The organism is Streptosporangium sp. NBC_01469 (assembly GCF_036227305.1).
Lineage (GTDB): Bacteria > Actinomycetota > Actinomycetes > Streptosporangiales > Streptosporangiaceae > Streptosporangium.
Genome location: NZ_CP109465.1, coordinates 3852389 through 3866830, shown reverse-complemented (window position 1 = coordinate 3866830; position 14442 = coordinate 3852389). Strand labels below are relative to the sequence as shown.

Below are 14442 nucleotides of genomic sequence, written 5' to 3'. Positions count from 1 at the left end.
CAACAGGCCCTCGGGAGGTACATATGCGGCGCACGGCACGGCTCATCCCTATTCTCACCGCCATCGCGGGAAGCACCCTGCTCTCCACGACGATCGCGCACGGCGCCACGGCGGATGCCACGGCGGGCGCCGGCGCGGGTGCCACAGCGGGCGCGGCGGGCGCGGGCGGGGGCGGCGTCACCGCGGCGCGGGCCGTTCCCCAGCCGGTCGAGGAGGAGGCGGCCGACACCAAGAAGGAGCAGCAGACCGTCCAGCGCTACTGGACCGAGGCGAAGATGGAGGCGGCCCGGCCGCTCGCCGCCCTCGTCCCCGAGAAGGACGGCGCCCGGCTCACCGCGGGGGCGCTCGCGGCCCAGACCGCGGCCGACCCCGTCTCCGTCCCCGCGACCGAGCCCGGCGGCGACACCGTCACGGTCACCAAGGGTTCGGCGGCGGCCCGCACCTCCACCGGCGCGGCGTGGACCCGCGGCGGGGCGATCGTCAAGACCGCGGGCCGCGTGTTCTTCACCTACCAGGGCCGCAACGCCTCATGCTCGGCGAGCGCGGTGACCAGCGAGAACAAGAGCACCGTGATCACAGCGGGGCACTGCGTGAGGATGGGCGGCGCCTTCCACGACAACTGGGTCTTCGTGCCGGGCTACCAGAACGGCAACCGGCCCCACGGCACGTGGGTGGCGACCACCCTCTACACCACCCCGCAGTGGAACAACAGCGAGGACGTCAACTACGACGTGGCCTCGGCCGTGGTGGCCCCGCTGAACGGCAGGTCGCTGACCGACGTGGTCGGCGGCCAGGGCGTCTCCTTCAACCAGGGGCGCCGCCAGCAGATGCACTCCTTCGGCTACCCGGCGGCCGGCCCGTACGACGGATCCAAGCTGGTCTACTGCGCCGGGCGCGCGTTCGACGACTTCCTGATGTCCCGCGACATCGGGCTGAACTGCGACATGACCGGCGGGTCGAGCGGCGGCCCCTGGTTCCTCACCTTCAACGAACGCACCGGCCTGGGCACCCTGAACTCGGTGAACAGCTTCAAGTACGGCTTCGCCGCCGGCTGGATGTTCGGCCCCTACTTCGGGACCGAGGCGCGGGCCGTCTACGAGGCGGCCCAGACCACCGGCACCCCCTGATATTCACCAAAAGTAATCACAAGAACACCCCTCGTAGTGCAAACTCGGGTTTCATGACCTCAAGCCTTCCCCTGCTTGCGGCCGTCCCGCTCGTCGCCGGATTGCTGAGCGCCCCGGCGACCGGCGCGACGGCCACCTGGCAGCCGGCCACCGAGTCCGGGCAGCGGGCCGCGAAGACCCCCGTCTCCCCCTCCACAGAAAGAACCGGGAAAACCGGAACAGTCGCGGCGTCCGGCATGCCGGACGTCGTCGAGCGCGCCACCGCTCCCACCGCGTCGGAGCGGAAACGCGTGCTCGGCTACTGGACCCCCCGCCGGATGGCCTCGGCGCTCCCCATCGACCGGCTCGCCAAGGTCACCGGGTTGCTCAGGCGGCTCTCCGCCGCCGGGCGGGGGTTCGCCCCCCGCCGGAGCCCGCACGGCGCCGCGTCCCGCACCGCGGGCGCCCGCTGGACCTCCGGCGGGGCGGTGGGGCGCACCACGGGGCGGGTGTTCCTCACCATCAAGGGCAGCGACTTCGTGTGCTCGGCGAGCTCGGTCAAAAGCGCCAACAAGGACTTGGTGGTGACCGCCGGCCACTGCGTCAAGGACGGCACCGGCGCCTGGGCCGACAACTGGACCTTCGTCCCCGGCTACAGCCAGGGCCGCCGCCCGTACGGGCAGTACACCGCGCGCCGCATGTTCGTCGCGGGCCCCTGGTCGCGTCAGGGCGACGACAGCCACGACATCGGCATGGTGGCGGTCAACACCAGCGGCGGCGAGCACCTCGGCGACACCGTCGGCGGCCAGGACATCGCCTTCGGCGCTCCCAGGGGACGCCTCGCCAGCGGTTTCGGCTTTCCCGCCGACGCGCCCTACGACGGCGAGCACCTGGTCTACTGCGCGGGCCCGCTCCGCGACGACCCGAACGGGCAGACCGGCGACCAGGGCATGCGCTGCGACATGACCGCCGGATCCAGCGGGGGTCCATGGCTGAGCGGCTTCGACGCCTCCACCGGCCGGGGCACGATCGTCTCGGTCAGCAGTTTCAAGTACAGCGACGACCGCCACACCATGTACGGCCCCTACTTCGGCGACTCCGCCAAGACCCTCTACGCCACGGCCTCCGCGTCGTGACACCGGCGCGGAGGCTGCGCTGAGACGCGACCGGTTCAGAGGGTGAGGCCGGTGAGGACCATGACCTTCTCGTAGGTGAAGTCGGCGATGGCCGAGCGGAGGCCCTCGCGCCCGACGCCCGAGTCCTTGACCCCTCCGTAGGGCATCTGGTCGGCGCGGTACGACGGCACGTCACCGATGATCACACCGCCGACCTCGAGCTCCCGGTTGGCCCGGAAGGCGTTGTCGAGGCTGCGGGTGAACACCCCGGCCTGCAGGCCGTACCTGGAGTCGTTGACCGCGGCGAACGCCTCGTCCACCCCGGACACCCTCTGGACGACCATCACGGGGCCGAAGACCTCCTCGCGGGAGACCTTGGCGTCGGCCGGCACGTCGGCGAGCACGGTCGGCGCGAACGTGGCGCCGTCGCGGGTGCCGCCGGTCAGCAGGCGGGCGCCCGCCGAGACGGCCTCGCCGACCCACTGCTCCACGCGCTCGGCGGCCTCGGCCGACACGAGCGGCCCGACCTGCGTCTTCTCGTCGGCGGGGTCGCCGGTGACCAGGGCCTCGACGGCCGGGACGAGCCGGGCCACGAAGTCGTCGTAAATCGACGCCTCGACGATCACCCGCTGGACGGCGATGCAGCTCTGACCGGCCTGGTAGTTGGAGAACAGCGCGATCCGCGAGGCGGCCCAGTCGAGGTCGGCGTCGGCGAGCACGACCGCCGCGGCGTTGCCGCCGAGCTCCAGGGTCACGTGCTTGCGCGGAACCCGGTCGATGATCGCGTACCCCACGGGGGCCGAGCCCGTGAAGGAGACGACCGGCAGGCGCGGGTCCTCGACCAGCGCGCCGGCGCGGTCGTTGGGCACGGGGAGCACGGAGAACATGCCCTCCGGCAGGTCGGTCTCGGCCAGGATCTCGCCCAGGACCAGCGAGGAGACCGGCGTCGCCGGGGCGGGTTTGAGGACGATCGGGGCACCGACGGCGATGGCGGGGGCCACCTTGTGCGCCACCAGGTTGAGCGGGAAGTTGAACGGGCTGATGCCCAGGATCGGGCCGTGCGGAACCCGCGAGACGTAGGCGAGGCGGCCCGCGGAGGCGGCCTCGGTGTCCAGGCGCACGGTCTCGCCGCCGAGGCGGCGGGTCTCCTCGGCCGCGAACCTGAAGGTGGAGACCGCGCGGCCGACCTCGCCGCGGGCCCAGAAGATCGGCTTGCCGTTCTCGGCGGTGATCAGGGCGGCGATCTCGTCGGCGCGCTCGGCCAGGCGGCGCGAGACGTGCGCGAGGGCCTCGGCCCGTACGTGGATCGGGAGCGCGGCGGCCCGTTTCCGCACGGCCGCCGCGGCGGCGACGGCCTCCTCGACCTGGCCGTCGGTCGGCACGGAGCAGACGGCGACGACACGGCCGTCATGCGGGTTGGTCACGGTGAGCTCGGCCTCGCCCCTGGCGGGGCGTCCGGCGAGCCAGAAGGAGCGCACGTCCATACCCCGACGCTATGTCACCGGCGCGGGAGCGGCCTTACTCCACTCCGCACAACAGCCCCGTACCGGTACGCCGTTCCGCATAAAACCCGTCCGCACGTTCCCTGTAACGAAAACAGGGGTATTCGGGGATATTCATTACAAGGTGCCGGTTTGAATGATCTTCACCCTGGCTAAGTCACCGAATGGACGATGAGACTGGAAGGGCGTGGGCGCATGACCTCCTCGGCGCCGCGCGGCCTTCAGGGTGCCTACCTGGTCGGTGAGCGGGCATCTCAGGACGAGCTTCGCGCCAGGCTGCTCGACGTCGCCAGCCAGTTGCTGGTCACCATCGGGCCGGAGAGCCTGTCGATGCGCCGCATCGCCACCGAGGCGGGCTGCTCGACGACCGTCATCTACACCATGTTCGGCAGCAAGGAGGGCCTGGCCGAGGCGCTGTACCTGGAAGGCTTCGAGCGTTTCCGGCGCCGCCTGGAGGCCGTCCCCTCGCGCAAGGACGCCCTGGAGCACCTCATCGCGCTGGGCCCCGTCTACCGGGAGGCCGCGCTGGACGAGCCCGGCTACTACGCCCTGATGTTCGAGCGCGCGATCCCCGGCTTCGTACCGAGCGAGCGGGCCAGGACCCTCGCCCGCGCGGCGCTGAACATCCTCGACCGGGTGATCGCCGACTGCATCTCGGCCGGATACATCGTCCCCACCCAGCCCAGGAAGATCGCCGACGCCGTGTGGGCCGCCGCCCAGGGCGCGATCAGCCTGGAACGTGCCGGGCACCTGCGCGACAGCGGCACCTACGAAACGGTCACCTACGCCGTCATCTCCCGCTACCTGGTGGTCGACCGCCACTGACCCGACGGCGCTCTCCGAACCCGGCGGTCGCCCCCGACGGCGCTCCCCGATTCCGCTGTCTCCGCCGCCTTTCGGGCGAAAGCAGCGGTCACGGCTCATCCTGACAACGCCCCTCGGCAGAGCCCCCGCCTCCGCCCGCGCGGCGTGTCACCTGACGACGGCCAGGGCGACCCAGAGCTCGGCGCGGACCGCGGGGTCCTCAAGGTCGCGGCCGACCAGCTCCGCGACCCGGCGCATGCGGTAGCGCAGGGTGTGGCGGTGCACCCCGAGCCGCTGCGCCGCCGCGTCCCAGTGGCCGTTGCAGTCCAGGTAGGCGCGCAGCGACCCCAGCAGGTCCGCGCGCGAGCCGTACTCCCTGAGCGGGGCGAGCAGCGCGGAGGAGAACGCCTCCGCCACGCCGGGGTCGAACAGGGAGAGCAGTCCCTGGCCCGCCAGGTCGGCGAAACGCACCACCCGCGCGGTGCCGCGCCTGGCCGCGGCGAGCGCCCGGTCGGCCTGGTCGAGCCCCGCGCGCAGATCACCGAGACCCGCCGGGCCACCGACCCCGACGGGGCCGTGCTCGCCGAGCGCCGTGGCCACGGCACCGGCCCGCGAGGCCGGGACCAGCAGGACCACCCGGTCGCCGTCGGCCGCCGCGAACTCGCCCCCGGCGGCCTCCAGCACCACCTCCGGCTCCCCGGCGCAGGCGACCGCCACCAGCGGCTCGCCGTCGAGCCGCTCCCCCAGCCGCTCCAGCGTCTCGCACCCGGCCTCCACCTGCCCGGCCAGCAGCAGCCGCAGCACCGCGGAGCGGACCCGGCGCTCGGCGGCCAGGTGCTCCCCGCCGTGCTCGGCGGCGAGCGTCAGCAGGGACGCGGCGGCGTTGACCACGGTGTGCGCGACCGGGGTGAAGGACCGGCCGATGCCGACGGCGAGGAATCCCCTGACGCGGCGGGCCCCGAGCGGCCGCACGATGACGTGCTCCTCGGGCGAGGAGAGGGCCACGCTCGCGGGAGCGCCCCGGCTCGTGATCCTTCTCAGCCGCTCCAGCTCGGGGCCGAGGTCTCCGACCGCAGCCGCGGCGCCCTTGCCCGCCAGGTGCCGTACGGCCCCCGCCTCGTCGAGCAGGATCGCCCAGCCGCCCAGTTCGCGGGCCAGGCGGTCGATCACCGCGCGGGGGCCCTCCGGGCGCAGCGCGGCGCGGGTGAGGCGGCCCTGGGCGGCGAAGGCCCTGCTGAGCTCGTCGTACTGCTCGGCGGCGATCAGCTCGCTGACGGCCTTGCCGATGGCGACGAACGGGGTGTCGCGCGGCACCTCGACCAGTGGCAGCCCGGCCCGCGCGGCGGCCTCGACCAGCGCCTCGGGGATCGTCTCGTGCCCGAGCCCGACACCGAACCCGAGCCCGGCGACCCCCCTGGCGACCAGGCGCCCGACGTAGGGGGCGGCGTTGCGGGCGTCCAGGCGCATGCCCGTGGTCAGGACCAGTTCGCCGCCCTCGAGGAACGGGGTGGGGTCCTCCAGCTCGCTGACCGCCACCCAGCGCACCGGCCGGTCGAGCGCCTCCCGCCCGGCGAGGACGACGAGTCCGAGCGGAAGCCGTCGTACGACGGTGCTCAGTCTCGGCGCCACGACCACCCCCGTTTTTATCCGTTATGTCTATTCTGCTCCCTGCAATTTTGCCATAGTGCATCATCGGCACACCGGCATTCGCGACATAGCTTCGCATCATGAGCACCGTCACCGAGGGCGGCCCCTCGCTTCCGCAGGAGCGCCGCCTCGTCACCGAGATTCCCGGCCCGAAGTCCCGCGAGCTGCTCGCGCGCAAGCAGGCCGCCGTACCGCCGGGCATCGGCACCACGCTGCCCGTCTTCGTGACGCACGCCGGAGGCGGTGTCATGGTCGACGCCGACGGCAACTCGCTGATCGACTTCGGGTCCGGCATCGCGGTGACCGGGGTCGGCAACTCCGCCCCGCGCGTCGTCGAGCGGGTGAGCAGGCAGGTCGCGGACTTCACCCACACCTGCTTCATGATCACGCCGTACGAGTCGTACGTGCGGGTCGCCGAGAAGCTCAACGAGATCACCCCCGGCGACCACGAGAAGCGCACCTTCCTGCTCAACAGCGGCGCCGAGGCCGTGGAGAACGCGGTCAAGGTCGCCCGCCACGCCACCGGCCGCCAGGCGGTCGTCGTCTTCGAGCACGGCTACCACGGCCGGACCCTGCTGACGATGACGCTGACCGCCAAGAACATGCCGTACAAGCATGGTTTCGGGCCGTTCGCCCCCGAGGTCCACCGGGTGCCGCTGGCCTACCCCTTCCGCTGGCCCACCGGCCCGGAGAACTGCGCCGAGGAGGCCGCCGCCCAGGCGATCGACCAGATCACCAAGGAGATCGGCGCCGAGAACGTCGCCGCCGTGGTGATCGAGCCGATCTCGGGCGAGGGCGGCTTCATCGAGCCCGCCAGGGGCTTCCTGCCGAGGATCCTGGAGTTCTGCCGCGACAACGGCATCGTCTTCGTCGCCGACGAGGTCCAGACCGGCTTCTCCCGCACGGGCCACCTGTTCGCCTGCGAGGACGAGGGCATCGTGCCCGACATCATCGTCACCGCCAAGGGCATCGCGGGCGGCCTGCCGCTGGCCGCCGTCACCGGCCGCGCCGAGATCCTCGACAGGGTCCACGTGGGTGGGCTGGGCGGCACCTACGGCGGCAACCCGCTCGCCTGCGAGGCCGCACTGGGCGTGATGGAGACCATCGAGGCCGACGACCTGACCGGGAAGGCCCGCCGCATCGGCGAGACCATGCTTCCCCGGCTGCGCGCCATGGCGGAGCGGAACCCGGTGATCGGCGACGTGCGCGGCCGGGGCGCCATGATCGCCATCGAGCTGGTCGTCCCCGGCACCAAGGAGCCGCACCCCACGGCGGCGGGCGAGATCGCCAGGAGGTGTCACGCCGAGGGCCTGGTCGTGCTGACCGCGGGCACCTACGGCAACGTGCTGCGCTTCCTGCCCCCACTGGTCATCCCCGACCATCTCCTGGAGGAGGGTCTCGCGATCCTGGAGAAGGCCATGAACGAGGTCTGACCGTTTAGAACACACCAAAAGGGGCACCCGGCTTGATGCCGAGTGTCCCTTTTGCCGTTATACGGCCCGCATGTAGGCCGTGATTTAACCACCGCTTGACATCCGCCACAGCGATCACGGATCGTGACCGCGTTATAACGGTTCCGATATGAAAGTGCGCGATCAAGACAGGAAACGTGTCGACGTCCTCCCCGCGGCCGAGCCACGGGAGAAGACAAGGAGTCTCCACGCCGGAGGTATGTAGATGAACTGGGGGCCGCCCAGAACGGCACACGTCACGATGACCTTCGATCCCGAGGGGCTGACCCGCACCCAGCGTGAGGGCGACGCCTGCGTGGCCTGCCACAAGAAGTGGCCCCGCCCGCGGATCAGGATCGGCCGCCTTCCCGACGGCACAGCCCTCTTCGCCTGCCCGGAGTGCGCCGACGCGCTGCTGCCGCAGCAGGACGACACCCGCTCCCGGCCCCGGCGCGTGGCCTTCTTCTGAACCCGCCGAACCTCTCCGACGGCCGGTGCGAGCCCGCACCGGCCACCGGAACCGGCTCACCCGGCGGCCCGCCGGAAGCGACTCAGCCGAACCGGCCAATCCGGTAGTTTCTCCACATCGAACCACCGGAACATCGGAGCACCAGAGCACCGGAACACCAGAACACGCCCGCGCCCGGGACCGAGCCACCGTACGGCCGAGGGCGTCGCCCGGACCGTCTTCGCGGCGCCGGCACGGCCCGAATCCCGGACCCGGAATTCCGGACGCCACCCCGGACCGCCTTTACGAAGTAAGTCGAGAAACGTCAGGCGGACAGGAGCGTCCTGGGGATCTCGTCGCGCATGCCCCACGGCGAGCCGTAGGCGTTGAGCAGCTCCAGGAAGGGCACCGCGTCGAACGCCTCGGGGCCGAGCACCCCGCTGCCCGACCAGGCGCCGGTGGCCAGCAACTCCAGGGCGACCACCGGGTGCACGGCCGTCTGCCAGACCACGGCCTGGCAGCCGTACTCCCGCATCGACCACTCGTTGTCGACCACGTGGTAGAGGTAGACCTCGCGCGGCGCGCCGTCCTTGCCCACGCCCTTCACCCAGGTCCCGGCGCAGGTCTTGCCCCGCATCCGGTCGCCGAGCGTGGCCGGGTCTGGGAGGCTGGCCGCGACCATGTCGCGCGGCGAGGCCTCGACGCCGCCCACCTTGATCTTTTCCGCGCTGTCCAGGCCGAGCTTGTGCAGGGTCTTCAGGACCCCGATGAACTCCTCCCCCAGGCCGTACTTGAACGTCACCCGCTTGGCGTCGATGTAGCGGGGCACGAGGAGCACCTCCTCGTGCTCGACGTTGACGCACTCGACCGGCCCGATCCCCTCGGGGAAGTCGAACATCTCGGGCTCGCTGAACGGCTCGGTGGTGTGCCAGTCGCCGTTCTCCCAGATCACCGGCGGGTTGAGGCACTCCTCGATGGTCGTCCAGATGGAGAACGTCGGCGCGAAGTCGTAGCCGTCGACCACCAGGTTGGAGCCGTCGCGGATGCCGATCTCCTCGATGCTCTCGAACAGGTGCTCGGCGGCGTAGCGCGCGAACACGTCGGCCAGCCCCGGCTCCACGCCCATCCCGACCAGCGCCAGCCCGCCCTTCCGGCGCCAGGCCTCGGACAGGGCGAACTGCTCGTCGCCGAGCTTCACCCCGGTCAGCTCGTACGGCCTGCGCGGGTGGGGCCGTGAGAGCGACATCGCCATGTCGAGGTAGCGGACCCCGGCGTTGAGCGCCGCCTCGAACAGGGACATGGTGAAGCGGGGGTCCACCGCGTTGAAGAGCACGTCGCAGCGGTGCTCGGCGAGGGCGGCCTCGACCGCCGCCCGGTCGGAGGCGTCCAGCCCGATGGCGCTGAAGCGCGGGTCCGCGATCCTGGCCACGACGGCGGCGGCCCGGTCCTGTTGGGAGTCGGCGACCACGATGTGTTCGAAGAAATCTCGGCGTGCGGCGATCGGCACGACGGCGGAACCGACGCCGCCCGCTCCAACAAGAAGGATTCTCATGGCGGCCAGCCTACCCACTGACTGGTCAACCAGTCGATAGCGAGACCATGATTTTCCCACTGAATCCATCGCCAAAAGCGATCACGGCAACGAAAAACGTGGCAAGACGCGAAGCATTCGGGCATGGCAGGGGAAGAGCGCCGCGGCGGGAAAGGACGGGCCCGCGGCCCGTCAGGCTCGGACCGGCGGGGAACCGGTCACTTCAGGAGCTGCTTCCAGCGCTCCGCCCAGTCGGTGTAGTCGGTGCACTCCCCGCCCTGCCCCCCGCAGTCGCGTGTCGGGCGGGTGGCGAAGACGACGTCGCGCAACCACCGCTTGTCCCGCACGTGGTAGACCTCGCACATCCGGCGGGCGTGACCGCCGCATGCCTCCGGGTTGGCCGGGGCGAGCCCGGTCCAGGCCGCGGCGGGGCGCTGCGCCGACGCCGAACTCACCCAGTTCAGCCACCGGTAGGCGCAGTTCGGGCTGGCGGGCCTGGCCGCGAGCATCCACGAGTCGACCCACCCGGTCATCGGCACCCCCTCCAGCGCCTTCATCGGCCGGCCCGCGCGCCGGAAGAGGTCCAGGTGGTACGGGAGGGCCTGGGCGATCCGCACCGGTCCCGCCGACAGGGCCCTGACCAGGTCGAGCGAGCCGTCCCAGTAGACCCGGTCGGGGCCGTCGCCTGCGGCGAGGAGCCGCACGGCGGCGTCGAGCTGGGCGGAGGTGAGCTGGAACGGATCCTCGGTCTTCAGCTCGGGACGCGTCTCTCCGAGGGCGAGCGCGGCGTCGGCGATGCTCAGCGGGCTGTTCCTGATCGCCGCCGGAGACGTCCCGTAGAGGGCCGACGACCCCTCGGGCCTGCCCTCCTCGTAGACCACCCGGTTGACCCCCCACAGGTAGGGGATGCCGTAGACCCTGCCGTCCTCGCGCAGGCCGGACAGCTCGCGCAGGCGCTTGGGGATCTGTTTGTAGTCCTTGACCAGCGCCGTGTCGAGCGGCGCCACCTTCCCCTGCGCCACCAGCAGCCCGGCCAGGTCGGGGGCGGGCGAGACGGCGTCGTAGGCGCCGGTGGCGAACCTGGCGGCCATCTCCTCGCTCGTGCGGACCCGGTCGAGCCTGACGACGCAGCCGGTCTCCCGCTCGAAGGGCGTGAGCCAGTTGACCCGCGAGCTGGTCCCGCCGTACTCGACGTACCCCTGGAAGGTGAGCACCCGGAGCGTGCCCTCGCCCCTGCCGATGGACGCCGACGGCGTCGGGCCCGGGGTGACCCCGGGGGTCGCGGCGGAGGAGGCGGGTGTCACGGGCGTGGCGGAGGGCGAGGGGCCGCGCACCGGCGGCACCGCGCTCGCGGCTCCCGCCTGGGCACAGGCGGCGAGCGCCAGCCCGCCCACTCCCAGCAGCGCTCCGAGACGCGCCCGGCGGAGCCTGTCCCTGCCCACGAGGCCCACGAGGTTTCCTCCCGACGTCGCCACCGACCTGCCCGGGAGCCTACCGGCCCGCACCCGCCCCGGGGCCCCGCGGACGCGCGGGATCGGCACGCCGCGCCGGGCGGAACCGGAGAGGCCGGAGAATACGCGAGGCCCGCGCCCCGGCAGGAGGGGCGCGGGCCTCGCGGGTCGGAGGCTACCCGTTGGTCGGGAAGCCGAGGTTGACGCCCCCGTGGCTCGGGTCGAGCCACCGGGAGGTGACGACCTTGCCCCGGGTGTAGAAGTGCACGCCCTCGGTCCCGTGAACGTGGGTGTCACCGAAGAGTGAGGCCTTCCAGCCGCCGAAGCTGTAGAAGGCCATCGGCACCGGGATCGGCACGTTGATGCCGATCATGCCGACCTCCACCTCGTTCTGGAAGCGCCGGGCCGCGCCGCCGTCGTTGGTGAAGACCGCGGTGCCGTTGCCGAACTCGCCGCCGTTGATCAGCTCCAGGCCCTCCTCGTACGAGGAGACGCGGACGACCGACAGCACCGGGCCGAAGATCTCCTCCCGGTGGACCCGGGAACCGGCGGGCACGTGGTCGAGGACCGTGGGGCCCAGCCAGAAGCCGGGGGTCTCCTGAGCGGCGCCGCCGCCCAGGACGGGGGTGAGGCGGCCGTCCACGACGAGCTTCGCGCCCTCGGAGACACCCAGGTCGAGGTAGGAGACGACCTTGTCGCGGTGGACCCCGGTGACGAGGGGGCCCATCTGGGAGGCCGGGTCGTCGCCGGGGCCGACGGTGAGCGCGGAGACCCGGGAGACGATCTTGTCGACCAGCTCGTCCCCGACCGGGTCCACGGCCAGCACGACGGAGATCGCCATGCAGCGCTCCCCCGCCGAGCCGAAACCGGCCGACACCGCGGCGTCGGCGACGAGGTCGAGGTCTGCGTCGGGCAGGACCAGCATGTGGTTCTTGGCTCCGCCGAGCGCCTGGACCCGCTTGCCGTGGGAGGTGCCGGTCTCGTATACGTACCTGGCGATGGGCGTGGACCCGACGAACGAGACCGCGCGCACGTCCGGGTGCTCCAGCAGCCGGTCCACCGCCACCTTGTCACCCTGGACGACGCCGAAGACGCCGTCGGGCAGCCCGGCCTCCTTCCAGAGCGAGGCCATCAGCAGCGACGCGGAGGGGTCCTTCTCCGAAGGCTTGAGGATGAAGGCGTTGCCCGCGGCGATCGCGATCGGGAACATCCACATCGGCACCATGGCCGGGAAGTTGAACGGGGTGATCCCGGCGACGACGCCCAGCGGCTGCCGGATCGAGTAGGAGTCGACCCGGGTGGAGACGCCCTCGGAGAAACCGCCCTTGAGCAGGTGCGGGATGCCGCAGGCGAACTCCACGACCTCCAGGCCCCTGGCGACCTCGCCCAGCGCATCGGAGTGGACCTTGCCGTGCTCCTCGGAGATGAGCCGGGCGAGCTCGTCGCGGTTGGCGTACATCAGCTCGCGGAAGCGGAACAGCACCTGCGAGCGCTTGACCAGCGAGGCGTCCCGCCAGGCGGGCCAGGCCGCGACGGCGGCGGCCACGGCCGCGTCGACCTCGGCCACGGAGGCGAGGTGGACCCGCCCGGCGACCTCTCCGGTCGCGGGGTTGAAGATCTCCGAGGTGCGGCCGGAGCCCTCGACGGGGCCGCCGCCGATCCAGTGGGTGACGTTCTTCACGAGACGACCTCGGCGTTGATGGTTTCGAGCGCGCTGACGATGATCCCGAGTCCCTCGGCGGCCTCGTCGAGGGTGAGGGTGAGCGGCGGGGCCATCCGGAGCACGTTGCCCTTCAGGCCGCCCTTGCCCGCCAGCAGGCCGGACTTCCTGGTCTCCTCCATGAACCGGCCGGCGAGGGCCGGTGAGGGCTCGCCGGTCGCCGGGTCGACCAGCTCGACGGCGAACATCAGGCCCTTGCCGCGGACGTCGCCGACGATCGGCAGGCGCGGCGCCGCCTCACGGAGCCCGTTGATGATCAGGGTGCCGGTCCTGGCGGCGTTCGCCTGCAAGTCGTGGTCGAGGACGTAGTCCAGGGTGGCGTTGGCGGCGGCCATGGAGATCGGGTTGCCGCCGAAGGTGGCCAGCCCGACGGCGTGGAGGTTGTCCATCAGGTCGCCGCGGGCGACGACGCCTCCCACCGCGAAGCCGTTGCCCAGCCCCTTGGCGAAGGTCATCATGTCGGGTGTGACGCCGTGGTTCTGGATGCCGAAGAAGGCCGAGCCGGTACGGCCCCAGCCGGTCTGCACCTCGTCGGAGACGAACAGGATCCCCTCGGCGTCGAGGACCTCCTTGTAGGCGGCGAACAGCCCGTCGGGGGCCATGGTGAAACCGCCCACCCCCTGGATCGGCTCGGCGATCAGCGCCGCCACGTCGCTGGAGACGGCGGTGGAGAGCACGTGGCGCAGGTCGTCGACGCAGGCCGCGATGTAGCCCTCGTCGGACAGGCCGCGGAACTGGGCGAGGTGCCGGTCGGCTCCGTGCAGGAAGTGCACGTTCAGCGGCGACAGCGAGTTGTTCTTCCACGCGCGGTTGCTCGTGACGCCGACCGTGCCGAAGGAGCGGCCGTGGTAGCTCTGCCGCATGGCGAGCACCTGGTCGGACTTGCGCGCGTAGGTCGCCAGCAGCAGCGCGGTCTCGTTGGCCTCGGTGCCGGAGTTGGTGAAGAAGACCTTCGCGTCCGGGATGCCGGAGAGCCTGGCGATCTTCTCGGCCAGCTCGACCTGGCCGCGCAGCAGGTAGAGCGTGGAGGTGTGCACCACGCCGGTGGCGATCTGCCGCTCGACGGCCTCCCGCACCTCGGGCACGTCGTACCCGATCATGTTGGTCAGGATGCCCGCGAAGAAGTCGAGGTAGCTCTTGCCCGACGCGTCGACGACCCGGTTGCCCTTGCCCGAGACGATCTCGATGGGCTCGTCGTAGTAAAGGGCCAGCCAGTTGGGCATTACCGCGCGATGGCGCGCAAGAAGGTCCGACATACCTCGAGTATCGCCTCTCGGCGCCATCGCTCATACCTGCAACATGTCGGCATATTCTCGCGTAACCCATCACACTGTCAGGCCTCGCCCGCGAGGACCCCCTTCCCCGAAGGGCCCGTGCGGCTCGCGCCCCGTGGCGGGAACCTGTGCGGCTCGCGCCACGCGACGGATGGCGCGAGCCGCACAGGAGGGTCGGGCGGAGCACCCCCCAGGTTCCCCGCCCGAGCTTCGTCAGTCATGAAGCTTTGTAAAATCCAGCATCGCCCATATTTCCTATCAAAGCAACCTGAAATACATGAATCATGCCCGGCTCGCACGGCCGCCCGCCGGAGTCACGCAGGGCTACCGGCTCAGCACCGAGCACGGGTGCGTGACGTACGACGCCCGGACCCGGGCACCCGCGCCGCCGGG

11 protein-coding genes are annotated in these 14442 nt (G+C 71.6%); 5 read left to right on the top strand and 6 right to left on the bottom strand.

The window, feature by feature from the left end; genetic code table 11:
- Window positions 1–23: 23 nt before the first annotated feature.
- Entirely contained in the window at window positions 24–1127 is a 1104-nt protein-coding gene (locus OG587_RS17375) for a trypsin-like serine peptidase (protein ID WP_329091528.1), read from the top strand.
- A gap of 53 nt (window positions 1128–1180) precedes the next feature.
- A complete protein-coding gene (locus OG587_RS17370; protein ID WP_329091526.1) occupies window positions 1181–2242 on the top strand; it encodes a trypsin-like serine peptidase in 1062 nt (353 codons plus the stop codon).
- Between the two features lie 35 nt (window positions 2243–2277).
- Here OG587_RS17370 and OG587_RS17365 read toward each other — a convergent pair whose 3' ends face one another.
- Window positions 2278–3705, bottom strand: coding sequence for an aldehyde dehydrogenase family protein (locus OG587_RS17365; protein WP_329091524.1), 1428 nt, complete (start codon window positions 3703–3705; stop codon window positions 2278–2280).
- Window positions 3706–3918: 213 nt separating this feature from the next.
- Between OG587_RS17365 and OG587_RS17360 the strand changes: the two genes are divergently transcribed.
- Window positions 3919–4548: a TetR/AcrR family transcriptional regulator gene (locus OG587_RS17360; protein ID WP_329091523.1), complete on the top strand. Its 630-nt coding sequence runs from the start codon at window positions 3919–3921 to the stop codon at window positions 4546–4548.
- A gap of 147 nt (window positions 4549–4695) precedes the next feature.
- On the opposite strand, the gene OG587_RS17355 is transcribed toward OG587_RS17360, so the two are convergent.
- Window positions 4696–6156 (bottom strand): PucR family transcriptional regulator, encoded by a 1461-nt coding sequence (locus OG587_RS17355; RefSeq protein WP_329091522.1) that lies wholly within the window; start codon window positions 6154–6156, stop codon window positions 4696–4698.
- 98 nt (window positions 6157–6254) lie between these two features.
- Here OG587_RS17355 and gabT point away from each other — a divergent pair, with 98 nt between their 5' ends.
- Both gabT and OG587_RS17345 read left to right on the top strand, forming a co-directional pair.
- Complete coding sequence (gene gabT / locus OG587_RS17350) at window positions 6255–7607, top strand: 4-aminobutyrate--2-oxoglutarate transaminase (protein ID WP_329091520.1); 1353 nt, start codon at window positions 6255–6257, stop codon at window positions 7605–7607.
- Between the two features lie 244 nt (window positions 7608–7851).
- Window positions 7852–8094, top strand: a complete 243-nt coding sequence (locus OG587_RS17345; RefSeq protein WP_329091518.1) for a hypothetical protein — start codon at window positions 7852–7854, stop codon at window positions 8092–8094.
- Between the two features lie 304 nt (window positions 8095–8398).
- Here OG587_RS17345 and OG587_RS17340 read toward each other — a convergent pair whose 3' ends face one another.
- The 4 genes from OG587_RS17340 to OG587_RS17325 all read right to left on the bottom strand — a co-directional run bounded on the left by OG587_RS17340 (window position 8399) and on the right by OG587_RS17325 (window position 14031).
- Window positions 8399–9625: a saccharopine dehydrogenase family protein gene (locus tag OG587_RS17340; RefSeq protein WP_329091517.1), complete on the bottom strand. Its 1227-nt coding sequence runs from the start codon at window positions 9623–9625 to the stop codon at window positions 8399–8401.
- A 197-nt stretch (window positions 9626–9822) separates the two neighbouring features.
- Window positions 9823–11055 (bottom strand): ABC transporter substrate-binding protein, encoded by a 1233-nt coding sequence (locus tag OG587_RS17335; RefSeq protein WP_329091516.1) that lies wholly within the window; start codon window positions 11053–11055, stop codon window positions 9823–9825.
- Between the two features lie 175 nt (window positions 11056–11230).
- A complete protein-coding gene (locus tag OG587_RS17330; protein ID WP_329091514.1) occupies window positions 11231–12736 on the bottom strand; it encodes a CoA-acylating methylmalonate-semialdehyde dehydrogenase in 1506 nt (501 codons plus the stop codon).
- Entirely contained in the window at window positions 12733–14031 is a 1299-nt protein-coding gene (locus tag OG587_RS17325) for an aspartate aminotransferase family protein (RefSeq protein ID WP_329091512.1), read from the bottom strand. Before OG587_RS17325 ends, OG587_RS17330 begins: the two co-directional genes overlap by 4 nt.
- Between the last annotated feature and the right edge of the window lie 411 nt (window positions 14032–14442).